Origin of the sequence: uncultured Pigmentiphaga sp., assembly GCF_937950555.1 — a bacterium.
In the GTDB taxonomy this organism is placed as follows: Bacteria; Pseudomonadota; Gammaproteobacteria; order Burkholderiales; family Burkholderiaceae_B; genus Pigmentiphaga.
Map to the genome: position 1 here is coordinate 22,519 of NZ_CALFCW010000005.1, position 25,664 is coordinate 48,182.

23 protein-coding genes, 1 tRNA gene and 1 pseudogene are annotated in these 25,664 nt (G+C 65.6%); 15 read left to right on the forward strand and 10 right to left on the reverse strand.

The annotated features are described in order from the left end of the window. Window positions 1-18: 18 nt before the first annotated feature. The 4 genes from Q0319_RS00360 to ccsA all read right to left on the reverse strand — a co-directional run bounded on the left by Q0319_RS00360 (window position 19) and on the right by ccsA (window position 5,259). A complete protein-coding gene (locus Q0319_RS00360; RefSeq protein ID WP_299450102.1) occupies window positions 19-2,919 on the reverse strand; it encodes a ribonucleoside-diphosphate reductase subunit alpha in 2,901 nt (966 codons plus the stop codon). 605 nt (window positions 2,920-3,524) lie between these two features. Continuing rightward, window positions 3,525-4,121, reverse strand: coding sequence for a 1,6-anhydro-N-acetylmuramyl-L-alanine amidase AmpD (gene ampD, locus Q0319_RS00365; protein ID WP_296464984.1), 597 nt, complete (start codon window positions 4,119-4,121; stop codon window positions 3,525-3,527). Further along, on the reverse strand, window positions 4,118-4,363 hold the full coding sequence (locus Q0319_RS00370; RefSeq protein ID WP_296464981.1) for a PP0621 family protein: 246 nt from the start codon (window positions 4,361-4,363) through the stop codon (window positions 4,118-4,120). The genes ampD and Q0319_RS00370 overlap by 4 nt, the downstream gene beginning before the upstream one ends. Before the next feature lie 44 nt (window positions 4,364-4,407). Beyond that, window positions 4,408-5,259 carry a cytochrome c biogenesis protein CcsA gene (ccsA, locus tag Q0319_RS00375; protein WP_296464975.1) on the reverse strand — a complete coding sequence of 284 codons (852 nt, stop codon included), beginning with the start codon at window positions 5,257-5,259 and terminating at the stop codon, window positions 4,408-4,410. A gap of 24 nt (window positions 5,260-5,283) precedes the next feature. On the opposite strand from ccsA, the gene ffh reads away from it, so the two are divergent. The 5 genes from ffh (at window position 5,284) to Q0319_RS00400 (ending at window position 10,338) form a co-directional block, all read left to right on the forward strand. Further along, window positions 5,284-6,702, forward strand: coding sequence for a signal recognition particle protein (ffh, locus tag Q0319_RS00380; RefSeq protein WP_299450108.1), 1,419 nt, complete (start codon window positions 5,284-5,286; stop codon window positions 6,700-6,702). Between the two features lie 79 nt (window positions 6,703-6,781). Continuing rightward, window positions 6,782-7,978 (forward strand): ABC transporter permease, encoded by a 1,197-nt coding sequence (locus Q0319_RS00385; RefSeq protein ID WP_296464969.1) that lies wholly within the window; start codon window positions 6,782-6,784, stop codon window positions 7,976-7,978. Then, entirely contained in the window at window positions 7,972-8,766 is a 795-nt protein-coding gene (locus tag Q0319_RS00390) for an ATP-binding cassette domain-containing protein (RefSeq protein ID WP_299450112.1), read from the forward strand. Before Q0319_RS00385 ends, Q0319_RS00390 begins: the two co-directional genes overlap by 7 nt. Before the next feature lies 1 nt (window position 8,767). Beyond that, window positions 8,768-9,706 carry an MlaD family protein gene (locus tag Q0319_RS00395; protein ID WP_299450115.1) on the forward strand — a complete coding sequence of 313 codons (939 nt, stop codon included), beginning with the start codon at window positions 8,768-8,770 and terminating at the stop codon, window positions 9,704-9,706. Beyond that, entirely contained in the window at window positions 9,703-10,338 is a 636-nt protein-coding gene (locus Q0319_RS00400) for an ABC-type transport auxiliary lipoprotein family protein (protein ID WP_296464961.1), read from the forward strand. Before Q0319_RS00395 ends, Q0319_RS00400 begins: the two co-directional genes overlap by 4 nt. Window positions 10,339-10,350: 12 nt before the next feature. Here Q0319_RS00400 and Q0319_RS00405 read toward each other — a convergent pair whose 3' ends face one another. Next, complete coding sequence (locus Q0319_RS00405; RefSeq protein ID WP_296464958.1) at window positions 10,351-11,244, reverse strand: SMP-30/gluconolactonase/LRE family protein; 894 nt, start codon at window positions 11,242-11,244, stop codon at window positions 10,351-10,353. A gap of 196 nt (window positions 11,245-11,440) precedes the next feature. On the opposite strand from Q0319_RS00405, the gene Q0319_RS00410 reads away from it, so the two are divergent. Then, a complete protein-coding gene (locus Q0319_RS00410) occupies window positions 11,441-12,361 on the forward strand; it encodes a tripartite tricarboxylate transporter substrate binding protein (protein ID WP_299450120.1) in 921 nt (306 codons plus the stop codon). Between the two features lie 48 nt (window positions 12,362-12,409). Here Q0319_RS00410 and Q0319_RS00415 read toward each other — a convergent pair whose 3' ends face one another. Beyond that, window positions 12,410-14,152 carry a proline--tRNA ligase gene (locus Q0319_RS00415; RefSeq protein ID WP_296464949.1) on the reverse strand — a complete coding sequence of 581 codons (1,743 nt, stop codon included), beginning with the start codon at window positions 14,150-14,152 and terminating at the stop codon, window positions 12,410-12,412. 83 nt (window positions 14,153-14,235) lie between these two features. Between Q0319_RS00415 and Q0319_RS00420 the strand changes: the two genes are divergently transcribed. Next, the gene (locus Q0319_RS00420) at window positions 14,236-14,814 is read left to right on the forward strand and encodes an RNA pyrophosphohydrolase (RefSeq protein WP_296464946.1); all 579 of its coding nucleotides are present in this window, start codon (window positions 14,236-14,238) and stop codon (window positions 14,812-14,814) included. A 104-nt stretch (window positions 14,815-14,918) separates the two neighbouring features. Further along, entirely contained in the window at window positions 14,919-15,497 is a 579-nt protein-coding gene (locus Q0319_RS00425) for a CNP1-like family protein (RefSeq protein ID WP_296464943.1), read from the forward strand. A gap of 22 nt (window positions 15,498-15,519) precedes the next feature. On the opposite strand, the gene Q0319_RS00430 is transcribed toward Q0319_RS00425, so the two are convergent. The 3 genes from Q0319_RS00430 to ispB all read right to left on the reverse strand — a co-directional run bounded on the left by Q0319_RS00430 (window position 15,520) and on the right by ispB (window position 17,178). Further along, window positions 15,520-15,954 (reverse strand): secondary thiamine-phosphate synthase enzyme YjbQ, encoded by a 435-nt coding sequence (locus tag Q0319_RS00430; protein WP_296464939.1) that lies wholly within the window; start codon window positions 15,952-15,954, stop codon window positions 15,520-15,522. A 124-nt stretch (window positions 15,955-16,078) separates the two neighbouring features. Then, window positions 16,079-16,155: transfer RNA gene (locus Q0319_RS00435), tRNA-Pro, on the reverse strand. 57 nt (window positions 16,156-16,212) lie between these two features. Continuing rightward, window positions 16,213-17,178 carry an octaprenyl diphosphate synthase gene (gene ispB / locus Q0319_RS00440; RefSeq protein ID WP_299450126.1) on the reverse strand — a complete coding sequence of 322 codons (966 nt, stop codon included), beginning with the start codon at window positions 17,176-17,178 and terminating at the stop codon, window positions 16,213-16,215. A gap of 354 nt (window positions 17,179-17,532) precedes the next feature. On the opposite strand from ispB, the gene rplU reads away from it, so the two are divergent. The 6 genes from rplU to Q0319_RS00470 all read left to right on the forward strand — a co-directional run bounded on the left by rplU (window position 17,533) and on the right by Q0319_RS00470 (window position 24,178). Next, a complete protein-coding gene (gene rplU, locus Q0319_RS00445) occupies window positions 17,533-17,844 on the forward strand; it encodes a 50S ribosomal protein L21 (protein WP_296464932.1) in 312 nt (103 codons plus the stop codon). Window positions 17,845-17,913: 69 nt separating this feature from the next. Next, window positions 17,914-18,171: a 50S ribosomal protein L27 gene (gene rpmA / locus Q0319_RS00450; RefSeq protein WP_296464929.1), complete on the forward strand. Its 258-nt coding sequence runs from the start codon at window positions 17,914-17,916 to the stop codon at window positions 18,169-18,171. Window positions 18,172-18,505: 334 nt separating this feature from the next. Continuing rightward, window positions 18,506-19,639 (forward strand): GTPase ObgE, encoded by a 1,134-nt coding sequence (gene obgE / locus Q0319_RS00455; protein ID WP_299450131.1) that lies wholly within the window; start codon window positions 18,506-18,508, stop codon window positions 19,637-19,639. A gap of 48 nt (window positions 19,640-19,687) precedes the next feature. Beyond that, window positions 19,688-20,812, forward strand: a complete 1,125-nt coding sequence (gene proB, locus Q0319_RS00460) for a glutamate 5-kinase (RefSeq protein ID WP_296464925.1) — start codon at window positions 19,688-19,690, stop codon at window positions 20,810-20,812. Between the two features lie 232 nt (window positions 20,813-21,044). Further along, window positions 21,045-22,574 carry a glycerol kinase GlpK gene (gene glpK / locus Q0319_RS00465; RefSeq protein WP_296464920.1) on the forward strand — a complete coding sequence of 510 codons (1,530 nt, stop codon included), beginning with the start codon at window positions 21,045-21,047 and terminating at the stop codon, window positions 22,572-22,574. Beyond that, window positions 22,571-24,178 carry a glycerol-3-phosphate dehydrogenase/oxidase gene (locus Q0319_RS00470; RefSeq protein ID WP_296464917.1) on the forward strand — a complete coding sequence of 536 codons (1,608 nt, stop codon included), beginning with the start codon at window positions 22,571-22,573 and terminating at the stop codon, window positions 24,176-24,178. Before glpK ends, Q0319_RS00470 begins: the two co-directional genes overlap by 4 nt. Here Q0319_RS00470 and Q0319_RS00475 read toward each other — a convergent pair. Next, window positions 24,127-24,846 (reverse strand): TetR/AcrR family transcriptional regulator, encoded by a 720-nt coding sequence (locus tag Q0319_RS00475; RefSeq protein WP_299450136.1) that lies wholly within the window; start codon window positions 24,844-24,846, stop codon window positions 24,127-24,129. The two genes, Q0319_RS00470 and Q0319_RS00475, sit on opposite strands and share 52 nt — an antisense overlap. 399 nt (window positions 24,847-25,245) lie before the next feature. Between Q0319_RS00475 and Q0319_RS00480 the strand changes: the two are divergent. Further along, window positions 25,246-25,664, forward strand: a pseudogene (locus tag Q0319_RS00480) (alpha/beta hydrolase); the annotation flags it as partial.

Below are 25,664 nucleotides of genomic sequence, written 5' to 3' on the forward strand. Positions count from 1 at the left end.
TCCGGTATTCAGCGGGGATTATTGGCAAGCTTCGCACTCTTCGAAGCCGGGGTCACCCGGTTTCATGGTACATACCGCCCCGACGATTTCCGGTTCCGGGAGATTGGTGCCCGCCGCGGACAAGCCCGCATTGGACGGTACCGTGGGCACGGCGTTCAGCTCGCCGCCGCGGCCGGTCGATTTCTCAGCGCTGGTCGCACCCAGGGTGCGCAGGTAGTACGTGGTTTTCAGCCCGCGCTGCCAAGCCAGCTTGTACGTTTCATCGAGTTTCTTGCCCGACGCACCCGCCATGTAGATGTTGAGCGATTGCGACTGGTCGATCCACTTCTGACGGCGTGCTGCGCATTCCACGAGCCAGCGGGGTTCGATCTCGAAGGCCGTCGCGTACAGCTTGCGAAGCTCGGGAGGAACCCGATCGATCTTGGCGAGACTTCCGTCGAAGTACTTCAGGTCTGCGATCATTACCTCGTCCCACAAACCGAGTTTCTTGAGGTCACGCACCAAGTAATCGTTGACGATCGTGAATTCGCCGGACAGATTCGATTTGACGTACAAGTTTTGATAAGTCGGTTCAATGCACGCAGATACGCCAATGATATTGGAAATCGTTGCCGTCGGGGCAATAGCGACGCAATTGGAATTGCGCATGCCGTGCAGTTTGATGCGCTCACGCAACGCATTCCAGTCCAAGGACGAGCTTTCGTCCACATCCACATAACCGCCACGCTCTTCGCGGAGCATCTTGATCGTGTCTTGCGGAAGAATGCCGCGATCCCAGAGCGAGCCTTCGAACGTGGAATAGCGCCCGCGCTCTTCGGCCAATTCGGTCGAGGCGAGGTAAGCGTAGTAGCACACGGCTTCCATCGAGCGATCGGCGAACTCCACCGCCGCTTCGGATGCGTACGGCACCCGCATGATGTGCAGGGCGTCCTGGAAGCCCATGATGCCTAAGCCAACCGGACGATGGCGCAGGTTGGAGTTGCGGGCCTTGTCGACGGCGTAGTAGTTGATGTCGATCACGTTGTCGAGCATGCGCATGGCGACACGGATGGTGCGGCGGAGCTTTTCGTGATCGAGTTCGACCGTGCCGTCGGCGTTGGTCTTCAGGTGTGCAACCAGGTTGACCGAGCCCAGGTTGCAGACCGCGATCTCCGTCTCGCTGGTATTGAGCGTAATTTCGGTGCACAGGTTGGAGCTGTGGACCACGCCCACGTGCTGTTGCGGCGAGCGGATGTTGCACGGGTCCTTGAAGGTGATCCACGGATGGCCGGTCTCGAACAGCATCGACAGCATCTTCCGCCACAGGGTGACGGCCGGGATCTTCTTGTACAGCTTCAGTTCGCCGCGGGCGACCTTTTCCTCATAGGCGAGGTAGGCCTTTTCGAACTCCTTGCCGACTTTGTCGTGCAGGTCGGGGCAGTCCGAGGGCGAGAACAGGGTCCACTCGGCGTTTTCCATGACGCGCTTCATGAACAGGTCGGGAATCCAGTTGGCCGTGTTCATGTCGTGCGTGCGACGGCGCTCGTCGCCGGTGTTCTTGCGCAGCTCCAGGAATTCCTCGATGTCCAGGTGCCAGGTTTCCAGGTACGTGCACACGGCGCCCTTGCGCTTGCCGCCTTGGTTGACCGCGACGGCCGTATCGTTGACGACCTTCAGGAAGGGCACGACGCCCTGGCTTTCGCCGTTGGTGCCTTTGATGTGGCTGCGCAGCGCCCGCACGGGCGTCCAGTCGTTGCCCAGGCCGCCAGCGTACTTGGCCAGCAGCGCGTTTTCCTTGATGGCGTCGTAGATGCCTTCGAGGCTATCGGAAACGGTGGTCAGGTAGCACGACGACAGCTGCGAGTGCAGGGTGCCCGAGTTGAAGAGGGTCGGCGTCGAGCTCATGAAGTCGAACGACGACAGGATCCGGTAGAACTCGATGGCCCGCCCCTCGCGATCCTTCTCTTGGAGCGCCAGACCCATGGCGACGCGCATGAAGAAGGCCTGCGGCAGTTCGATGCGCTTGCCCTGGATGTGCAGGAAATAGCGGTCGTAGAGCGTCTGCAGCCCGAGGTAGGTGAATTGCAGGTCGCGCTCGTGGTCCAGCGCAGCACCCAGGCGCGCCAGGTCGAACGTGGCCAGGCGCGGATCAAGCAGCCCGCCTTCGATGCCGCGGGCGATGAACTGAGGGAAATATTCGGCATAGCGGGTCGCCATGGCGCTTTGTTCGACCTCCTCGCCCAGCACCTCCTTGCGGATGGTGTGCAGCAAGAGGCGTGCCGTGACCTTGCTATAGGCCGGGTCTTTTTCCAGGTAAGAGCGCGCCGCGAGAATGGCGGACTTGAAGATCTCGTCAGTGGAAACGCCGTCGTACAGGTTCTTGACGGTTTCCTTGAAAATGGCCTCGGCCGAGACGAATTCTTCCAGGCCCGTGCACGCGGCGCGGATGATGTTTTGCAGATGTTGCGGGTCGAGCGGGATGCGCAGGCCGTTCTCGGTCGCATGCAGGACGGGCTGCTCGGCTTCAGCCTGCTGCTTCTGCGCGCGTTCCTGGGCGCGCTTTTCCCGATACAGCACGTACGCGCGCGCGACGTCATGTTCGCCCGAGCGCATCAGCGCTAGTTCGACTTGGTCCTGGATGTCTTCGATGTGCACGGTGCCACCGGTGGGCTGGCGGCGAATCAGCGCCTGCACGACTTGCTGGGTCAGCTTTTCGACGAGCTCGCGCACGCGCGCGGAAGCGGCGCCCTGACCGCCGTGGACGGCGAGGAAGGCCTTGGTCAGGGCAATCGAAATCTTGCTCGGTTGAAAGCCGACTACGGCGCCGTTGCGCCGGATGACCTTGTAGTCGGCATATGCGGTTTGTTCGGCCTCGAACGTTGCGGGCTGGGCAGCGGGCGGCGCAGCGTTCGGTTGGGCCGAGGGTGTCGAGAGTTGCATAAGGCCTCCTGGATGCAAAAGGCGCGGAGGGTGAGCCGCGCCGTACTCGAGAGTTCTGGGGATTTGAAGCGGAAAAAAATTCGGGACCACAAGGGCGTCAGGCCGCGCGACAACGCGCCTCGGGGCCGAACGGCGAAGTGCGAAGCAAGAGCGGACGTCGCACTTCGGGCTGGTTTGGATAAGCCATGTTTTCCCCTCCCATGCGGTGCGGCCACTACATCTAGTGGTGTGCGGCCTGCGAGCCACTAATTCTAGGGGGGTGCAGATTGTACGGCAAGTGTCAAAATGTTGCAGGCGGAGAGAGTCCGCCGCTCGTATAGGTAATTCGGACCTCTGTTTTTAGACAGCCAGCAATCATGCATGTTTCACGCAAGAAGGGGCACGAAGGGCGCGTGAACTGCGGCCTTTGCGATGCGTGAAACAGCGGCTCGGCGTCGGCACGCTCTTGAGCGAGGGCGAGATTCTACAGGTGTCGGGAGCGAGGCGCCCGTTCGGGCGAGCGTGGTTCTCTTATCGACCCAGGGGAATCCCGGCAACGCCGGGACCGGCTCAGGCCAAGCCCATTGCGGCTGTGCCGCAGCGCCCGTCGTGTCGCCAGCGCCGGATCAGGATTGCCCGCCCGGGGGGGGCAATGCGTCCCAGCCGGTCTCCCGGCCATAGCGCTGCCAATCGAAAGCCGGGCCGGGGTCGGTCTTGCGGCCGGGCGCAATGTGCTCGTGGCCGCGCACGGCCGTCAGCGGATACCGGGCGCGAAGGGCAGGCGTGAGCCAGGCGAGCGCGCGGTACTGCGCGTCGGTGAAGGGAACCGTGTCGCAACCTTCCAGCTCGATGCCGATCGAAAAATCGTTGCAACGCTCGCGGCCATCGTGGAACGACACGCCGGCATGCCAGGCGCGTCGCTCGGTGCTCACGAACTGGATGACGGACCCGCCACGGTCGATGAGGAAATGGGCCGAGACCTTCAGGCCGCGCAGGCACCCGAACCAGGGATGGGCGTCGCAATCGAGCGTGTTGGTAAACAGGGACTCGATGTAGGGGCCGCCGAACTCGCCCGGGGGTAGGCTGATATTGTGCAGCACCAACAGCGAGACCTCCGTGCCGGCCGGCCTGTCGTCGACGTTCGGCGAGGGCACGATGCGGACCGCCGGGTGTTCGAGCCAGCCGTGCGGATCGAGCCGGGCGGGCGTGTCGAAAGGCGTCATCTGCCCGGCCCCTTGAGCGAGTGGGCGAGCGTGCAATAGTTGTAGCCCTTGCGCCGGACGGCTTCCGAACTAGGTAAGTGAATGCCGCAATGAGCACAGCGGACCATCCCGTCGGCGGGAAAGCGCGTGGCATCGGCTCGCCGGGCGGCACGGCGCTGGCCTTTCACAGCGCTTCGAGCCGCGATGCGTGCCACCAGCAGCGCGACCAAAATGACAAAAACCCAGAAGAGAAGCTTGCCCATGGGCGAACAGAGTCCTGACGGCGGTTGGCGAGGGCGCTACCCGGTTACTTCTTCAAGATGAACTCGAGCACGAAGCGGGTGCCCGTATAGGCCAGCAGCAGGAACGCAAAGCCGACCAGCGTCCAGCGCAGCGCGATGCGCCCGCGCCATCCCCAGACCTCGCGGCCGAGGAGCAGCGTGCCGAATGTCATCCATGACAACAGCGTGAAGATGGTCTTGTGATCGAGCGGCAGCACGACGCCCGAGAGAGACAGCGAGATGACGATGCCGGTGATCACGGCCAGCGTCAGCAGCACGAAGCCTATCCAGATCAGGCGGAACAGCAGGCGCTCGAGCACCAGCAAGGGGGGCACGGCGTCCAGGAGGCGCGCATACACTCGCGCCGCGTGGCCCCGCTCGGGCGGCGCGCTGGCCGAGATGTCGTGCAGCCGGCGGTCTGCCGAGGCCATCAGCAGCGCGTGCAGGGAGGCGATGGTGATCATGCTGTAGGCTGCCATGGAGAGGGCGAGGTGCACGCGCAGCCAGCCGCTGTCGGCATGGGCGATCACCCGGCCTTCCGGAAACAGTACGACGACCAGCGTGCCGACTGCGCCCAGCGGCATGAGCCAGAGCCGCAACCCGTCGATGGCGACCCAGAGGCTTTCGGCCCAGTAGACGATGAGTCCCAGCAGTAGCGCGGCGGAGATCCCGAGGGCAAAGCCCAGGCGCAAGTGACCATCGCCAAGCATGGCTTGCTGGACCGCGCAGCCGTGCGCGACCAGCACCAGCGCCAGCCCCAGGCGTTCGACCAAGCCCGTCCGGGTTTCGGGGTGCAAGGAGACGGCTCGCCACGCGAGCGCCGTCAACAAGGCGTAACCGGCCGAGGCCAGTGCGTGCAATACAATTCCCATATCCATATGGAAGTGTAAGCGATCCTATTCATGCTCGATAACCTTACCGCCCGGCTGTCCCGCGTCGTCAAAACCCTGAAGGGAGAGGCCCGGCTGACCGAGGCGAATACGCAGGAAATGCTGCGCGAGGTGCGCCTGGCCTTGCTCGAGGCGGACGTCTCGCTGCCTGTCGTGCGCGAATTCATCGCCAAGGTCAAGGAAAAGGCGTTGGGCGAGGAGGTCATGGGCAGCCTGACGCCCGGCCAGGCCTTGGTCGGCGTGGTTCACAAAGAGCTGACCGCCTTGATGGGAGGCGACCTCGGTCCGTATGCGAGCGAGCTCTCGCTGGCCCAGCAGCCCCCGGCGGTGATCCTCATGGCGGGCTTGCAGGGCTCGGGCAAGACCACCACCACCGGCAAGCTGGCGCGTTGGCTGGCCGAGGGCGGCCATGTCCAGAACGGGCGCAAGACCGGCAAGAAGAAAGTGCTCGTGGTCAGCGCCGACGTCTACCGTCCGGCGGCCATCGATCAGTTGAAGACCGTTGCGGCCCAGGCTGGCGTCGACTTCCTGCCTTCGTCCTCCGACCAGGCTCCCGAGGAGATCGCCCGCCAGGCGCTCGACCATGCCCGCCGTCATTTCTATGACGTGCTGATCGTCGATACCGCCGGGCGCCTGGGCATCGACGAAGCAATGATGAACGAGATCCGGGCCCTGCACGCCCTGCTCAACCCCATCGAGACCTTGTTCGTCGTCGATGCCATGTTGGGGCAGGACGCGGTCAATGTCGCCAAGGCCTTCAACGACGCCCTGCCGCTCACCGGCGTGGTACTGACCAAGCTCGACGGCGACGCGCGCGGCGGGGCGGCGCTGTCGGTGCGCCATGTGACGGGCAAGCCGCTCAAGTTCGTCGGCGTGTCGGAAAAGCTGGCCGGCCTGGAGCCCTTCCACCCCGAGCGCATGGCGCAACGGGTCCTCGGCATGGGCGACATCCTGTCTCTGGTCGAAGAGGCCCAGCGCGCCATCGACGTCGACGAGGCACAGAAGCTCGCCGCCAAGCTCAAGTCGGGCGACAAGTTCGACCTCAACGACTTTCGCGCCCAGATCGCGCAAATGAAGAATTTGGGCGACATGGGCTCCCTGCTCGAGAAGCTGCCGGCGCAATTTGCGCAGGCGGCGTCGCAGGTCGATGCCAAGCAGGCGAGCCGGCAGATCCGCCGCATGGAGGGCATCCTGAATTCCATGACCGAGCTGGAGCGCAGCAAGCCCGAAATCCTCAAGGCCTCGCGCAAGCGCCGCATCGCCGCAGGCGCCGGTGTCCAGGTGCAGGAGGTCAACCGCCTGCTGTCGCAGTTCGAGCAGATGCAGGCCATGATGAAGCAGATGAAAAAGGGCGGCATGGCCAAGATGATGCGTGCCATGGGGGGCATGAAGGCCCTGCGGGGCATGAAAGGATTGCCCGGTTTCAAGTAAGGAAGAAGAGCGGCAGGCGCGGCGGCAATAACTCAATATATATAGAGAGGGTTCTTTGCGTGTGCACGGTGTCCGCGATATGACGAAGGCGGACTCTCGCGTCGGGGAGGGCGCTGGCGCCTCTCCCACCGGTGGCCCGCACGGGCAGGCCGGGTGGCCCGGGGAGTTGGGGTGGGATGCGTCCGCACCCGGGCGGCTGGTCGTGCGCGGCGACTGGACCCTCGTGCACCATGCCTGGTTGCGTGCGCAACTCGATCGCGTGCAAGCGGAAAACGTCGCTAGCTTGGCGCTGCAGGGACTCACCGCGATCGATACCGCCGGCGCTGCGTTGCTGGTCCAAGCCGTAGGCCCGGAAAAGCTGGCCCGGTGCGTAGAAGCGGAGGCAGGGCTGGATTCCGCCCGCCGTGCATTACTGCTTGCCGTCGCCTCGGCGGCCGCAGATGCGGCCGAAGCGACGACCCCGCGCCGCGAAGGCACGATGCGCGAGCTGCTCGGCCGCATTGGCCGGGCAGCCGAAGTCGTCTGGGCGCACGCGGTCAGCCTCCTGGGGTTCATCGGGTTGACCTTGCAGGCCCTGGCGGCGGCTGCCGTCCGTCCGCGCCGCTGGCGCATTACCGCGACCGTCGCGCAAATCGAGCAGACCGGCCTGGATGCGGTTCCCATCATCGCGCTGTTGACCTTCATGGTGGGCGCGGTCGTGGCGTTCCTGGGCGCGACGGTATTGCGCGACTTCGGCGCGACCCTCTATACCGTCGACCTCGTGGGGTTTGCCTTTCTGCGGGAGTTCGCCGTGCTGCTGACGGCCATCCTGATGGCCGGGCGGACTGCCAGCGCGTTCACGGCCCAGATCGGGTCCATGAAGGCCAACGAGGAAGTCGATGCCATACGCGCGCTCGGACTGGATCCGGTCAATCTGCTGGTCCTGCCGCGCGTGATGGCGCTGTTGATCTCGCTGCCGCTGCTCACCTTTCTTGCCATGCTGACCGGCATCGCGGGGGGCATGGCGGTGTGCGCCATCAGCCTGGACATTCCGCCCGCCATGTTTCTCGGCATCCTGCGCGAGCACCTGGATTTGCGCCATTTCTTCGTGGGCATGGTGAAGGCGCCCGTCTTTGCTTTCATCATCGCCGTCATCGGCTGCCTGGAAGGGTTCAAGGTCGCGGGTAGCGCGCAGTCAGTGGGCGAGCATACGACCTCCAGCGTGGTGCAGTGCATTTTCATGGTCATTTTGCTCGACGCGCTGGCGGCCCTGTTCTTCATGGAGATGGGATGGTAAGCGGGACGCCCCTGGTCCAGGTGCGCGGCTTGGTCAACCAGTTCGGCCGGCAGGTCGTCCATCGCGACCTGGACCTCGATATCTACCGGGGGGAAATCCTTGGCGTCGTCGGCGGTTCCGGCTCGGGGAAGTCGGTGCTGCTGCGCTCTATCGTGGGCCTGCGGCGACCCACCGCGGGCGCGGTCCACGTCTTCGGCCAGGACCTCACTGCCTTGCCTGCCGGGCCGCGCTCGAGGCTGGAGCGGCGCATGGGGGTACTGTTCCAGCGCGGCGCGCTGTTTTCCTCCCTGACCGTGGCGGAGAACGTCGCGCTGCCGTTGATCGAGCATGCCCGGCTGCCACGCGCCGAGGCCGAGCGCCTGGCACGCATGAAGCTGGCGCTGGCCGGGCTTCCGGCCGACGCCGGGAACAAATATCCTGCCTCCCTATCAGGCGGCATGGTCAAGCGCGCTGCACTGGCCCGCGCATTGGCGCTCGACCCCGACCTGCTGTTCCTGGACGAGCCGACGGCGGGCTTGGATCCCATCGGCGCAGGTGCGTTCGACCAATTGATCCTGACCTTGCGCAATGCGCTGGGACTGACGGTGTTCTTGGTCACCCATGACCTGGATACGCTTTATACGATCTGCGACCGGGTCGCCGTCCTGTCGCAGAAAAAGGTGCTGGTGGCCGATCGGCTCGACGTCGTCGAGCGCGTCGCCGATCCGTGGGTGCAGGAATACTTCCAGGGGCCCCGCGCCCGCGCGGCGGCCTATGCTTCGACCCGCGCCGTTCGAATGGATGAATGAGATGGAAACACGCGCGCATCACGTCGTCATCGGATTGTTCGTCCTCGTCGCGGTCACCGCCGGGCTATTGTTCGCGCTGTGGCTGGCGAAGACCCATTCCGACGCCAAGGTTTCTGAATTCGACGTCGTTTTCAATGAGGCGGTGAACGGGCTCTCGGTAGGGAGCGCCGTCATGTACAACGGCATCCGGGTCGGGGACGTCGCCCGGCTGGCACTCGACCCGGCCGATCCGCGCAAGGTCGTGGCGCGCATCCGGATCCGCAGCGATGTGCCGATCAAGGAAGACACGAACGCCCAGCTGCGCCTGACCGGCGTGACGGGCACCGCTGTCATCCAGCTTGGCAGCGGGACGCCGGAAAGCCCGCCCCTGGTCGGCAAGGAAAACGAGGTGCCTGTAATCATCGCCTCGCCGTCGCCTTTGCACCAATTGTTGGCCGGCGGAGAAGACTTGATGCTCAATATCAATGAGCTGGTCGCAAGCTCGCGGCGCATCCTGTCGGACGAGAACGCGCAGCAGCTCACGCGCGTGCTGCGGAATTTGGAAGAGGCGACCGGTGCGATCGCCGCCCAGCGCGAGGATTTCGCCGCACTGGTGCAGAGCCTGTCGCGGGTGAGCCGCCAGGCCGATGAAGCGCTGCAGCGCACTTCCGCGCTGGTGGGCCATGCCGACCGCCTGGTCGCCGAGCAGGGGCCCGTCACGATGACGAGCGCGCAGGAGGCCATGCAGTCCCTGGCGCGCGCGGGCGCCAGCATCGATGCGCTGGTCCAGGAAAATCGCGGCGCGATCAGCAATGGCGCGCAAAGCCTCAACGAGCTCGGCGCGGCCCTGCGAGAGTTGCGCTCGACCTTGGCGTCGCTGCGCACCATTACCCGGCGCCTGGAGGATAACCCGGCCGATTACCTGCTGGGCCGCGAACAGCCCAAGGAGTTCACCCCATGATCCCTGTCCGCCGTGCCGGCCGACTGGCCGCCATCGCTGCGTTGTCGTGGATCGCGGCCTGCTCGGTGTTGCCCGAGCGCCGTGCCGTCGACGTCTATCGCCTGCCGTCGGCATTGACGCCGCCGCCTGCATCCACCAACGGCCGGGGAACGCTGCGGGTGACGATGCCGAACACCACGTATCGCTTGGAAAATCCACGCATCGCCGTCATCGCCGAAGCCAACCGCATCAGCAGCTACGCCGGGGCGCGATGGGCCGACATCCCGCCGGTCATGATGCGCGACAGGCTCACCGAAGCCCTGCGCGCCAACGGTCGATTCCAAAACGTGACGACTTCGGACAGCAACGTTCAGGCTGAACTCGAGCTGGATACCGACCTGAGGGCCTTCCACAGCGAATACCGCGGGGGCGAGCCTTATGCCGTCATTGCGCTGCAGGCGCACTTGGTGGCCCCCGCCTCGCGGCGCATCGTGGCTTCGCGCGCCTTCGAGGTCTCGGAACGGTCGGACGGGACGGGCGTGCCCTTCGTCGTGGATGCCTTCGGCCGGGCGGCGGATGCCGTTGCGCGGCAGGTCGCGGACTGGGCGGCGGCCCAGGAGCGTCCGGCGGAGCCTGCCGTCCCGCTGCGCTGATTCCGGTTCCGGTCAGCCCGCGAAGCGCGGTTCGGGCAGCCCGCGGCAACCGGTGTGGATGGCGAACAGGCCGCCCGCGAGCGGTTCCCGCGACAATTGGTCTCCCAGGCGCTGCGAATGGCTGGTGACGAACATGATGTCCAAGTTGTCCCCGCCGAAGGCGGGGCACGTCGGATTGGACACGGGTAGTTGAATCACGCGGTCCACCTCGCCATCGGGCGTATGCCGGATGACTTGGCCGCTCGCGACCATGGCGGTCCAGAGGCAGCCGTCTTCGTCGATGGCGGCGCCGTCGGGGCGGCCTTTTTGGTGGCTCCAGTCCTTGAACACGCGTTGGCGGGTCACGACGCCGTCGTCCGGGTCGTAGTCGAACGCCCAGATCAATTGACGGTGCGTGTCGGCGAAATACATGGTGCGATCGTCCGGGCTCCAGGCGATGGAGTTGGGCACGACAATGCCTTCCAGTATGGTCCGGCAGCGCAGGTCCGGTTCCAGGCAGTACAGCTTCCCACCAGGAATGCGCTCGGCATCGACCATGCTGCCGACCCAGAAGCGGCCGCGCCGGTCGCATCGTCCGTCATTGAGCCGGTTGCCGGGCAGGTCGGGCTCGGGGTTGAACAGCGGCCGCGGTGGCTCGTTGGCATCGGGATCGTAGGTATAGAACCCCGAGTTGGTCGCCAACAGGAAGCCGCCGTCGCGGCGCATCGCCATGCTGCCGATCAGCATGCCTTCGGCGACCCGCCGCGCCATGTGGCGGCCGGTCGCCGGGTCGTAGGACTGAAGCGCCGCGCGGCGCACGTCCACCCACCACAATAGGCGCGTGCGGTCGCACCACATGGGCACTTCACCAAGTATGTCCGCGCCTGCCACTACGCATTCGTAGCGATCTCCCGTAGACGTGCCCATTGCTGCTCCTCCAGTTGGTCACAAATTGTGGATATTATCAACCAGTTAGTTGATCGAATCAATTAATTGGCGAATAATGCGTGCTCGATAATCATCATATACAGAGGGGACGCAGCAAATGAATGGTTCTGGCAGGACTCGGTCGTGGCGCCCAGGTGCCAGTTGGGTGGTTTCCGCGTTGGCGGCATGGGTTGGCATGGCCCCGATGGCGCCGGCCCAGGCGGAAAATTTCCCCGCCCGCACGGTGCAGATCGTGGTGCCTTTCCCGCCCGGCGGCTTGACCGACGGCTTGGTCCGCCAATTGGCGACCGAGCTCGGCAAGAAGTGGAAGCAGAGCGTCGTGGTCGAGAACCGGGGCGGGGGCGGCACGACGATAGGGACGGCGCAAGTGGCACGGGCCGAAGCCGACGGCCATACCCTGCTCTTTACCAGCACGGGATTCGTGACCAACCAGATCCTGATGAAGTCGCTGCCTTATGAGCCTGACGCGCTTGCGCCGGTGGCCATGGGCGGCACGGCCGCCAATGTCTTGTACGTCCACCCCAGCGTCCCGGTGCAGGACGTAGCTGGGCTGCTCGCGTACGCCAAGGCACATCCGGGGGAGCTCAAGTTCGCTTCGACCGGCAACGGGTCTAGTCCCCATTTGACGGCGGAGCTGCTGGCTTCGGAAGCCGGGATCCCGATCTTGCACGTGCCGTACAAGGGGGCCGGCCCGGCCTTGGCCGATTTACTCGCCGGGCACGTGAACGCGATGTTTCACTTCCCGGCTTCGCTTGCCCTGGTCAAGCAGGGGAAGTTGCGCGCCATTGCCGTGGCGGCCGAGGAGCGCTTGGTCGAAGCGCCCGACCTGACCACCTTCCCCCAGGCGGGGCTGCCGGGGGTGGTCTCAGGCAGCTGGTTTGGTTTCTTCGCGCCGGCCGGCACGCCGGATGCCGTGAAGGATCAAATCCACCGTGACGTATCCGAGGCGCTGAAAGTGCCGCACGTGCAGCGTTACATGCGCGATTCGGGGCTGGTCGACACGGGCATGACGCGCGCCCAGTTCGCCGCCTTCATCGCCAACGAGCGCAGCAAGTGGGAGCGAGTCATCAAGGCGCGCAACATCCGGAGCGAATAGCCGGCCCCGTGCCCGGCGGCGCGCTCTCGCGCTGCCGGGGAGGAAGGATTAGTTGGCTTGCCCGAGCTTGGCCAGCACGGCGGACAGGCCATCGGCGGCGGGCACCTTGGATGCAGCGTCTTCGCGCCGGCCCTGGATTTCGATCACGCCGTCCTTCAGGCCTCGGTCGCCGACGGTGACCCGCACCGGCACGCCGATGAGCTCCCAGTCCGCGAACATCACGCCCGGGCGCTCGTCGCGGTCGTCCAGGATGACGTCCACGCCCGCCTGCTTGAGCTCTTTGTAGAGCCGCGTCGCCGTTTCGCGCACTGCCTCGCTCTTGCCCCAGCCTACCGGGCATACGACCACCTCGAACGGCGCCAGCGCACGCGGCCAGATGATGCCCCGGGCATCGTGATGCTGTTCGATGGCGGCCCCCACCAGGCGGGTGACGCCGATGCCGTAGCAGCCCATCTGCATCAGCGCCGGCTTGCCGGTTTCGTCCAGGTACGTCGCCTTGAGCGCCGCCGAGTACTTGGTGCCGAGGAAGAATACGTGGCCCACTTCGATGCCCCGCTGGATGGACAGCGTGCCGGTGCCGTCGGGGGCCGGGTCGCCTTCGACGACGTTGCGCAAGTCGGCGACGAGCTCGGGCTCGGGCAGGTCGCGCCCCCAGTTGACGCCGGTGTAGTGGTGGTCGGCTTCGTTCGCCCCGGTCACGAAGTCGTGCATGTTGGCGACCGTCCGGTCGGCCACGATCTTGACCGGCTTGGCGGTGCCGACCGGCCCGATGAAGCCGGGCACGCAGCCGAAATGCTCGACGATTTCAGCGTCGGTGGCGAAACGGTAGCCGCGGTCGAGGCCGGGGATCTTGCCAGCCTTGATCTCGTTGAGCTCATGATCGGCGCGCAGGAGCAGCAGCCAGATTTGCACGGGCTGGCCGGCTTCCTCCGGCTCGACCGCGAGCACCACGGATTTGACGTGGCTGGTCAGCGGCAGGCCCAGGAGCTCGGCCACCGCCTCGCACTTGGTCCTGCCCGGCGTCGGCACTTTCTGCATGGGCTGGCTGGGCGCGGCCCGCTGGGCAATCAGGCAGGGCGCCTCGGCCAGCTCGATGTTGGCGGCGTACTGGGTGGCAGGGTTGTAGACGATGAGGTCTTCACCCGTGTCGGCGATGACCTGGAATTCATGGCTGCGCGAGCCGCCGATCGATCCGGTGTCGGCCGCCACGGCACGGAAAGTCAGCCCCATGCGGGTAAAGATCCGCACGTAGGCCTCGTACATGGCGTCGTAACTCTTTTGGGCGCCGGCCTCGTCCCGGTCGAAGGAGTAGGCGTCCTTCATCGTGAACTCGCGGCCGCGCATCACCCCGAAGCGGGGGCGGCGCTCGTCCCGGAACTTGGTCTGGATGTGATAGAAGTTCTTGGGAAGCTGGCGCCAGCTGTGGATTTCGTTGCGCGCGATGTCAGTGATGACCTCTTCCGAGGTCGGCTGCAGGACGAAATCCCGCCCGTGGCGGTCCTTGATGCGAAGTAGCTCGGGGCCGTACTGCTCCCAGCGGCCCGACTCCATCCAGAGCTCGGCAGGCTGGACCACCGGCATCAGCAGCTCCAGGGCGCCCGCCCGGTCCATTTCCTCGCGGATGATGCCTTCGATCTTGCGGATCACGCGCAGGCCTAGGGGCATGTAGGTATAGATTCCGCCGGCGAGTTTGCGGATCATACCCGCGCGGGTCATGAGTTGGTGACTGACGATTTCGGCGTCGGACGGGGCTTCCTTGAGGGTGCCGATATGGAACTGCGATGCGCGCATTGCGTTGCTCACGTGTATGGATACGGGTTTGGCCCCCTGGGCCTATAATCGACTCAATTGTATGAGAATCGCTGGGGTGGCTCATGCTGGATCGTGAAGGTTACCGTCCCAACGTCGGCATCATCCTCGTCAACCAGAAGAACGAGGTCTTCTGGGGCAAGCGGGTCAACGAACATTCCTGGCAGTTTCCGCAGGGCGGCATCAAGTACGGCGAGAGCCCCGTCCAGGCGATGTTCCGCGAGCTCCATGAAGAGGTGGGCCTCCGGCCCGAGCATGTCCGGATATTGGGTCGCACACGCGACTGGTTGCGCTATAACGTGCCCGAACACTTCGTGCGACGCGAGTGGAGGGGGCACTACAAAGGGCAGAAGCAGATCTGGTTCTTGCTCCGGATGCTGGGCCGCGACAGCGATGTCTGCCTGCGCGCGTCGCCGCATCCCGAATTCGACGCTTGGCGCTGGAGCTCTTACTGGGTGCCGCTGGATTCCGTGATCGAGTTCAAGCGCGACGTGTACACGCTCGCCTTGAACGAGCTGGCGACGGTGCTGTTCCGCCGCAATCACGAAACCCGCTATCTGCGCCAGCACGTGGGGGCCCACCGGCGCGGCCCGGTCGAGCCGCAGCCGGCGCCTGTCCTGCCTGGGGACGCCCACGAAGGTTGATCTTCCCTACGGGGCCCGGGGCGGGCCGGCGTGGATTCGGGTATCGTCGGGGTTCCGACTCGTAGTGGAAGAGGATGATGCATAGTGATTTCCACGGAAAGCGCTTGGCGCGATCCGTAAACCGGACTTTTGCTTGGATCGGGGCCGCGTGCGTGGCCGCCGCCGTGGCCGGCTGCGGCAGCCAGCCACGCGATGGCAACTACCTGCTCGACGACATCGACGCCCAGCGCAATCTACCGGACGCCGGCTGGGAAGCCTTGCGGTCCAAGCTGCCTCCCGTGCCGACCGAGAAGGACGTATTGCCCATCGAGCCGCTGTCCCGCACCGATCACTTCCGCTTCGGGGTGGATCCGCGCTCGATCGAGATCGCGCCCGGCCTCATCGTGCGCTACACCTTGCGCGCCGTGAGCGACCTGGGTGCCGAGAATATTTCCTATGAATCGGTGCGCTGCGGCCGGCGCGAATGGCGTGCCGTGGCCTTGTACCGCCCCGGCGCCGGCTGGCAGCGCGCCGTGCATGACGACTGGCGCGACCTGATTCCGGGTACTGTCCAGCACGTGCTTCGCAATGGCGTGTTCTGCTCCGGCGGTGCGCCGGCCGGCCAGACGCCCGCCGACTTGGTCTACCGGTTGCGCAACTGGGAGCGCTACGCCGACGGCTTGGCCGGGCGCAATTCCCTCTGAAGGCGGGGCGCCTTGCGGCGCCTCAGCATCCCACCAGGGTCACGACGACGTGCCGCCTATGCGGCCGTAGCCGGTGTTCCCACAGGTAAATCCCTTGCCAGGTGCCCAGGGCCAGGTCGGCGCCGGCCACGGGCACCGTCACGCTGACTGCCGTCAAGGCGGCCCGTACGTGGGCGGGCATGTCGTCCGGCCCTTCCGCATCGTGCGCGTACATGGGATCGCCGTCAGGTACCAGGCGCCCGAAGTAGCGTTCCAGGTCTTTCCGCACGTCAGGGTCGGCATTTTCGGTGATGAGCAGCGAACAGCTGGTGTGGCGGGTGAAGATGTGCGCCAGGCCGGCCTGCACGGCGCTGGCGCGTACTAGGCGCCGGACGTGTTCGGTGATTTCGGTAAAGCCGCGGCCCGGCGTCTCGATGGTGAAGCTGTGCTGGAGGACGGAGGCGGGGGACGGTTTCATGGGTTGCGGGCGTGGGGGAGTCTTTTTCCCTATTCTGCCGCTCGGGGCTGGCGCCGGAAACAAAAAACGCACAGTTTGAACTGTGCGCTTGCGTGCCTGAGACAGGCTTGTCCGACCAGATGAATGGTCGGGGCGAGAGGATTCGAACCTCCGACTCCTGCGTCCCGAACGCAGTACTCTACCAGGCTGAGCTACGCCCCGACTTGACTTTCCGGCTTCTTGCAGGCTCGTGCGCCTGCGCAAAGCCGCATTTTACTTTCAGCGATCTCGGTTTATCGCGAAAGCGCAGAATTCTAACAGAGATTCTCGAAAAGCGGAAACGGGGTACCCGGAAATCGCGGCGATTGCCGCTTGGGCTTCCCGTTCGGCCCGGGCGCGAGTGTAATCCAGCGCGTCCGATTCGCGTATGGCGGCGGCCACGGCCGCGAAATCGCCTTCGCCGTTTTCGATGGCGGTGCGCACCAGCGCCTGCTGGGCCGGCGTGCCGACGTCGAGCAGGCGGATGAGCGGCAGCGTCGGCTTGCCTTCGCGCAGGTCGTCCCCCAGGTTCTTGCCCAGCGCCTCGGTGTCGCCGCTGTAGTCCAGCACGTCGTCGATCAATTGGAAGGCCGTGCCCGCGCGGCGCCCGTACTCGGCTGCCGCGGCTTCGTGCTCCGGCGTGGCGCCCGCCAGGACCGCGCCGAGCTGGGCCGAGGCCTCGAACAGCCGGGCGGTCTTGTAGCGCACCACCTGCAAGTAGCGTTCCTCGGTCACCAGCGGGTCGTGCACGTTCAGCAGCTGGAGCACTTCGCCTTCTGCGATGACATTGGTCGCATCGGCGAGAATTTGCATCACGCGCACCGAGCCCGTTTCCACCATCATCTGGAACGAGCGGGAATGCAGGAAATCGCCCACCAGCACGCTGGCTGCATTGCCGAACACCGCGTTGGCGGTGGCGCGCCCGCGCCGCAACGACGATTCGTCGACCACGTCGTCGTGGAGCAGGGTGGCGGTATGGATGAACTCCACGACCGCAGCCAGCAAGTGGTGCTGCTGCCCTTCGTAACCCAGGGCGCGCGCAATCATCAAGAGCAGGGCCGGGCGCATCCGCTTGCCGCCTGCGCCGATGATGTAGTCGGCGATGGTGCGGATGAGCGGGACGTCGGAGTCGAGGCGTGCCCGGATGACGGCATCGACGCACTTCATGTCGTCGGCGATGGGGGCGAACAGGGTCGGCAGGCTCAAGGGGAATCCGTGGGTAAACTGGCTGGTCGCAGCCAGGGGGTGCGACAATGCCGAAATACGAAGGGCCGGCGGTGCGCGCCGGGCCACGATGGCCGCCGCACAACGCCGGGCAAGGCGTTTTTCCCGGCAGCCACAGATTATACGAGGCAGAAGCTCTTGCGGCCGATGGCTTGACGCAACACGCAAATTAGTGTTATTTTCTAGAGTTCAGCCTTCCTTTCCTATCCCGCTTGTCAGCTTGTCTTGCAAGCGCGATCGGTTCCTTGGGGCTGTGGCGATTCTTTTTTTACGGCCCGGGGGCCTGGGGGCATTCCCTTTCCCTGCCGTAGTTCTTTGTACCTAAGAGGTCATCCCATGTACGCGGTCATAAAAACCGGCGGAAAGCAGTATCGCGTTGCCGCCGGCGAGAAACTCAAGATAGAACAGATACCGGCAGACATTGGGCAAGAAATCACGCTGGACCAGGTCCTGGCAGTGGGCGAAGGCGATCAACTCAAGGTCGGCACGCCCCTTCTGTCCGGTGCCGTGGTCACGGCCAAGGTTCTTGCGCACGGTCGCCACGACAAGGTCCGTATCTTCAAGATGCGTCGGCGCAAGCACTATCAGAAGCGCCAAGGCCACCGTCAAAACTACACCGAAATCCAGATCGGCACCATTTCCGCCTGATCGCGGGCCGGCCCGGCCGGCCGTCGGAAGTAGTCAAGAATCGGTAACTGAACAAGCAGGAGTGCAAGCATGGCACAGAAAAAAGGCGGCGGTTCCACCCGGAACGGCCGCGATTCCGAAGCGAAACGCCTGGGTGTCAAGGCCTATGGCGGTCAAGTGATCTCCGCCGGATCGATCATCGTGCGTCAACGTGGCACGCGTTTCCATCCCGGCGTCAACGTCGGCGTGGGCAAGGACCACACCCTGTTCGCCCTGGTCGACGGTCGGGTGCAGTTCGGCGTGAAGGGCGCTCTGCGCAAGCAGACCGTTTCCATCGAGCCGGTGTAATCCTTTTCCCCTGCCTGCGACTCGCGATCCCGGCCTGCCGGGGAGCTTGAGAGGGCGGGGGGAGTCGGAGCGGTGGTTGCGCTGCTCTGGACAGGACGCTCGCCGACCTGAGTCGTAGCTCCGAGGCGCGAAACCGCCTCGACGAGAACAGCGCCGCCGCGCCATCCTGAGCGCGGAGGCGTTTTTTTATTATCATCGCAAGTCTGTTTGCAAGGACGCTAAAGTCCCATCTCCAGGCGCCGCCCGATCCGGGAGCCCGCGCGCCGGCTTCACCGCTCTGCCCGCATCGGCTGTTCGCGCGGCGTGGCGCGAGGTGAGAGATGGGCCTCTCTCTATGAAATTCGTCGACGAAGCCACCATCGAAGTGATTGCCGGCAAAGGCGGCAATGGCGTGGCGAGCTTTCGCCGCGAGAAATTCATTCCTTTCGGCGGTCCCGACGGTGGGGACGGCGGCCGGGGCGGCAGCGTGTACGCCGTGGCCGATCGCAACATCAACACGCTGATCGATTACCGTTACGCGCGCGTGCACCGGGCGCAGAACGGGGAGCAGGGCAGCGGTTCGGACCGGTACGGGGCGAGCGGGCGCGACATTACGCTGCGCATGCCCGTCGGCACCATGATCTACGATGCGGAAACCAACGAGCTGCTGTTCGACCTGGCCACCCATGGCCAAAAGGTTGTGCTGGCGGCCGGCGGCGCCGGTGGGCTGGGCAACTTGCATTTCAAGTCCAGCACCAATCGCGCGCCGCGCCAGTTCACGCACGGCCGGCCGGGCGAACACCGCAAGCTGCGGCTGGAGCTCAAGGTGCTGGCCGACGTGGGCTTGCTCGGCATGCCGAACGCCGGCAAGTCTACGCTGATCCGCAAGGTATCGAACGCGCGGCCCAAAGTAGCCGATTACCCGTTCACGACGCTGCATCCCAACCTGGGCGTGGTGCGCACGGATGCTGAGCGCAGTTTCGTCATTGCCGACATTCCCGGGCTGATCGAAGGCGCTTCGGAAGGGGCCGGCCTGGGCCACCAATTCTTGCGCCACTTGTCTCGCACCCGGCTGCTGCTGCACCTGGTGGACGTGGCGCCGGTGGATCCCACCGTCGATCCTATCCATGAAGCGCGGGCGATCGTCGAGGAGCTGCGCCGCTACGATCCGGCCCTCTACGAGAAGCCGCGCTGGCTGGTGCTCAACAAGATCGACATGGTGGACGATCCACAGGGGCTGAAGGAAGCGTTCTGCCTGGAGCTGGGCTGGGACGGCCCGGTTTTCTGCATCTCCGCCCTCGCCGGGGACGGGACCCAGGAACTGGTGTGGGCCGTCCAGAACTGGCTGGACGCGCAGCGCGATGCCGAGCGGGGGTTCGACGACGATCCCCGCTTTGCCTCCCGGCCTGCGAGCGGCGATGATGCCCGCGCTTCGTCCGGCGAAGGGACGGAAGTCGACGATGCCCCGGCCGAGGGCGACGACGACTGACTTTTTCTTCCCCGCGACCATTTTCACCTTATTCGCTCACGGTTCTCGATGAATACCCCATCCGTGATCGCCGCCGCCCGGCGGCTCGTGATCAAAGTCGGCTCCTCGTTGGTCACCGACGAGGGGCGCGGCCTGGACAGGCGCGCCCTCGCGCGCTGGGCCGAGCAGATCGCGCGGCTGCGGGCGCTCGGCAAGGAGGTCGTGCTGGTTTCCAGCGGCGCCATCGCCGAAGGCATGTTGCGCCTGGGTTGGGACAAGCGTCCCACCCTGGTTCCGGAACTGCAGGCCGCTGCGGCGGTCGGGCAGATGGGCCTGGCCCGCGCCTATGAGAGCAGCTTCGCCCAGTACGGGTTGCAGACGGCGCAGATCCTGCTCACGCATGACGACCTCTCGAACCGGCGCCGCTACCTGAACGCCCGTTCGACGCTGTTCACCCTGCTGCGCCTGGGCGTGGTGCCCGTCATCAACGAAAACGATACGGTGGTCACGGACGAGATCAAATTCGGCGACAACGACACGCTGGGCGCGCTCGTGACCAACCTGATCGAAGCAGATGCATTGATCATCCTGACGGACCAGGCGGGCCTGTATACGGCAGACCCGCGCAAGCATCCGGACGCCCAGTTCGTGTCCCACGCACAGGCCGGAGACCCTGCGCTGGAGGCCATGGCCGGCGGGGCCGGGAGCAGCCTCGGCAAGGGCGGCATGCTCACGAAGATCCTGGCCGCCAAGCGGGCGGCCGGCAGCGGGGCACATACCGTCATCGCCTCCGGCCGCGAACCCGATGTCTTGGTGCGCTTGGCCGAAGGCGAGTGCATCGGCACTGAATTGCGTGCTTCCATGCCGCTTTTGTCGGCCCGCAAGCAGTGGATCGCCGACCACCTGCAGCTGCGCGGACGCGTGACAGTGGATGCCGGGGCGGCCTTGGCCCTGACGCGGGACAACAAGAGCCTGCTGCCCATCGGCGTGATCGCCGTGGAAGGCGAGTTCGACCGGGGCGACGTCGTGGCTTGTGTGGACGAGTCTGGGAGGGAGCTCGCCCGCGGCCTGATCAATTACTCCTCCGGTGCCACGCGGCGCATCATGCGCCACCCCTCGAGCCAGATCGAGGCCCTGCTGGGCAGCATGGAAGAGCCCGAGCTGATGCACCGGGACAACATGGTCATACGCTGAGCGGCGCCAGGGCGCTTCGTTTTTCCGCCGCCGCCCGCCGGCGCGGAGGGAGCGGGCGGCACTTGGATCTTGCGCATTCGAGCGCGGCAGAGTAGAAAACGGGCAGCTGTCCTTGGGGGGATATCCCTATGGAAGCGAGGGTTTCCCGCTGGCTACGCTTGAGCGGGGCTGCCGGCCATCGTCCGCGTCCCGTCACCGTGCCGCTACATCGCAGGTTCTTACGGGCAGACGCATGCGCTACATCCTCTCGCTGGATCAAGGCACGACCAGTTCGCGCGCGCTATTGATCGACCATGCCGGGCAAATCGTCGCCCTGGCCCAGAAGGAGTTCCCGCAGTTTTTCCCCCGGCCCGGCTGGGTCGAACACGATCCCGAAGAGATCTGGCAATCGCAGCTGGCGGTTGCGCGCGCCTGCCTCGCGCGTGCGCCGACGTCCCTGGTGGGCAACGGCTATTCGCGGGCGCCAGCCATCGCCATTGGCATCACCAACCAGCGGGAAACCACGATCCTGTGGGATCGCACCACGGGGCGGCCGGTGGCCAACGCGATTGTCTGGCAGGACAGGCGTACGGCGGAGCGCTGCGACCAACTCCGGGCCGAGGGCAAGGAGGCGCTGATCCAGGCCAAGACGGGGTTGGTGCTCGACGCTTATTTCTCCGCGACCAAGCTGCAGTGGCTGCTCGACAACGTACCCGGCGCGCGCCAGCGTGCGCGCAACGGCGAATTGGCGTTCGGCACGGTCGATGCCTGGCTCATCTGGAAGCTGACCAACGGGCGGGTTCATGCGACGGACGTCAGCAACGCGTCGCGCACCATGTTGTTCGACGTGCATCGCATGCAATGGGACGAGGAGCTGCTCGAGCTGTTCGACATCCCGGCCAGCGTGCTGCCGGCTGTCGTGCCATCGTGTGCCGTGCTGGGCGAGACTGAGCCCGAGCTGTTCGGCGCGTCCGTGCCCATCGCCGGCGTGGCGGGCGACCAGCAAGCCGCCACCTTCGGCCAGGCGTGCTTTGCGCCCGGCATGGTCAAGAATACGTATGGCACCGGCTGCTTCATGTTGATGAATACCGGCGCCACCCCCATCCCGAGCGGCAACAAACTGCTGACCACGGTGGGATGGCAGGGGCCGGCTTCGGCCGACCCCGCCACGCGCACGGCCTATTGCCTCGAGGCTTCGGTTTTCATGGCCGGGGCAACCGTCCAGTGGCTGCGCGACGGGTTGAAGATGATATCGAGCGCGTCGGAGATCGAAGCGCTCGCGGCCAGCGTGCCCGATACTGGCGACGTGTTCCTCGTCCCGGCGTTCGCCGGCTTGGGTGCGCCCGATTGGGACGCTTACGCGCGTGGCATGCTGATCGGGATGACGCGGGGCACCACGCGTGCGCACATTGCCCGGGCCGCGCTGGAGTCCATTGCCTTGCAGGCAACCGATGCGCTCACCGCCATGATGGGGGATTCCAGCCTCGCCATCCGCGAATTGCGCGTCGACGGCGGCGCATGCAGCAACGACTTGCTCATGCAAATGCAGGCGGACTTCCTCGGCGTGCCGGTAGTGCGGCCCGGGATCACGGAGACCACGGCGCTAGGCGCCGCGTATCTTGCCGGGCTGGCCACCGGGTTCTGGGCCGACGGAGCCGAGATATCGGCGCAGTGGGAAGTGGACCGGCGATTCGAGCCCTCCATGAGCGAAACCGCGCGTCGTGCCAAGGTCGAGCGTTGGCGCGAAGCCGTGGCCCGATCCCGGGCGTGGGCGAGGCGGTGAGCGCGAGCGTTCCCCAGCCCGCGCGTACCGACCGGGCCGCCTTGTTGGCGCGCCTCGCGGAACCGGTCGATTACGACCTGGCGGTCATAGGCGGGGGGGCGACAGGCCTGGGCGTCGCGCTGGATGCCGCGACGCGCGGCCTGCGGGTCGTGTTGCTCGAAGCGCAGGATTTCGCAAAAGGCACCTCGTCGCGCGCCACCAAGCTCGTCCATGGCGGCGTCCGTTACCTCGGCCAAGGCAATTTCGCGCTCGTGCGGGAAGCACTGCGCGAGCGTCAGGTCCTGCTGCGCAATGCACCCCACCTGGCCCAGCCGCTGCCCTTCGTGGTTCCGGCGTATCGCCTGGGCGAGAAGCCTTTCTACGGCCTGGGGTTGGTGTTGTACGACGTGCTCGCTGGCAAGGCCGGCCTCGGCCGTACGCGGTGGCTGGACCCTCGCGAGACGCTGGTGCGCCAGCCGGCGCTGCGCGCCGACGGGCTTCGTGGAGGAGTCGAATACTGGGACGGCCAGTTCGATGATGCGCGCATGGCGATCGCATTGGCCCGCACCGCCGCGCGGGCAGGTGCCCTGCTGCTCAATTATTGCCGCGTCACGGCGATCGTGCGGGAGGGCGGCCAGGTGGTTGGCGTGCGCTGCGAGGACGGCGAGACGGGCAGGAGTTATGCGGTGCGTGCGCGCTGCGTCGTGAACGCGGCGGGCATCTGGGTGGATGCCGTGCGCGCGCTCGGCCGGGAGTCCGCCCCCTCCGAACCCATGATCACGTACAGCCAAGGTGCCCACGTCGTGGTTCCCGGGAGTTTCCTGCCGGGCGACCGGGCGCTGCTGGTGCCCCGCACCCGCGATGGCCGCGTGCTGTTCGCCTTGCCGTGGATGGGCAAGACCATCATCGGCACGACCGATACCCCGCGCCCGGCGGCCGAAATCGAGCCACGGCCCTTGCCGCTCGAAGTGGATTTCCTGCTCGGCGAGATTGCCCGGTACTTGGCCAAGCCGCCCGGCGTGGAAGATGTCTCGAGCGCCTGGGCAGGGTTGCGTCCGCTCGTACGGACCGACGGTTTCACCAGTACCAAGAACATCAGCCGCGAGCATGTGGTGCGCGTCGAGCGTGACGGGCTGGTGACGGTGGCCGGGGGCAAGTGGACGACGTATCGCGCCATGGCCGAAGATGCCGTGGACGCATGCATCGATGCGGGACTGCTGAAAACGAACAAGCCCAGCCTGACCTCCGACTGGCCTCTGGTGGGCGCCGCATCCGGCCGGCGCCGCTTGGGTGACGGCCCGGGCATCCGGGGGTATGGCAGCGAACAGGAGGCCGTGCTGGCGCTGCCAGGCGCAGAACGCGACCTGGGATGTGGATTGACCGAGGCCATGGTGCGGTTTGCGGCGCGCCATGAGTACGCCCGCACGGTGGAGGACGTCCTTGCCCGGCGCTCACGCTTGCTGTTCCTAGACGTGCGGCTGGCGCTCGAGGCGGCGGACGAGGTTGGCCGCCTGCTGCAGGAAGAGACCGGCCGAGACCCAGGCGTGGCCGCGTTCCGCGAATTGGCGGCGTCTTATTTGCGCTGGTCCGGCGACTCGTCCGGCAGCACCAGTTTCTCCAGGTAGGCCAGGTCTTCGCGCAGCAAGCGCAGCGATTCCTTGACGTCGGGGGTGCGGGCGCGTCGCGTTTCGTCCCGCCGTAGCGCGTGGACGGCGAGGTCCGCGATGGCCTCGGCTACTTCCTCCTTGCTCAGCCGTCCGCTCGGCTTGAACCACCAAGCCGTCCAATTGCACATGCCGATCAGGCTGAACGCCGCTACGTGCGCGTCAACCATGCGGAAGTGCCCGAGCTCGATGCCGCGTTCGATCACATCGCTGAAGTCGGCCAGCACGCTGCGTCGCGCCGATTGCATGGATGCGAGCTGGCGCTGCGTGAGGTCCGACTCATTTCGGTCCGCGACGCGGAATTCTGCGGGCCGTGACAGGATGAGCTCGGCATATTTCGTCACGAGCAGGCGCAGCGCCTCGGTGGGATCCAGGTCTTTGCGCGCAACGGCGTCATTGGCCAGCTGCTTGGCGGGGATCAGGACTTCTTCGGTCAGCGCGCGCAGGATCGCGTTCTTGTTCTTGAAGTAGTAGTAGACGGCGGTCCGGCTGAGTCCGAGCGATTCGGCAATGTCCTGCATGCTCGTTCCCCCGGTGCCGCGCTGGATGAAAAGCTTGGCGGCCGCGTCCAGGATGGCGCTGCGCAGGACTTCACCTTTCATCGTCGTCTTGATGGGAGCCTCGTTCACGGATAGGGATTTTCCAGGAGAGTGGGACCGTCGGGCGACAACCCGAGGCCGGATTATGGCATGGCGACCGGCTGCTTTCCGAGGGAAACGTAGGGTCTGGCAGGGGTGGTTCGACACATTCGTCTAATTTTCGACTTGTATTGACATAATAGTCAAAAAATAGTCGAATGCGACAAACGCTGGATCTGCCGGCAGGAATTCAGGAGACGCATCGTGAACATCGGCGCCACTGCACCCCAGCACGTCACCGCTGGTTTCTTGAACACAGACTGGAACCCTCGCGATCTTCCGGCGGGCGCGTCTACCCGCAACGTCGTCCTGCGTACGGATGATGGCGCGGCGACGACCGGTTCTCTCTATCAGCCGGGCGGCAAGCGGCCCCGCACGGTGGTTTGCATCATGCACCCCCGTGAGTTCATGGCTTGCCACTACCTGATTCCCGATATCGTCGGGGCGGGGTTGGCAGCCTGGTCGCAAGGTGCACGTTCCGTGGGCAACGATTTGCGACTGGAGCACGAAAATCGCGCTGCACGACGTCGCGGCGGGATTGGCCTTCTTGCGCGTGCGCGACGAAGGGGACGCCCTGTCGGTCGATCCCGAGCTCGATCCGCTCAACCCCGACAACGGGTACCGGCCAGGCGGCCAGGCACGCTACGCGCCGGAGTTCGTCCGGCGCTACCGCGAGGCGCAGCGCGAGCGCGTCGCGCGCCTCGATGCGCAGGCGCGCGAACTGATCGCCCGGCGGCTGACGGCGCGCAAGTCCATCAAGGGGCGCGAAGATGCGACCCAGGCCGAACGCCGTTTGGCCGCGCATACGC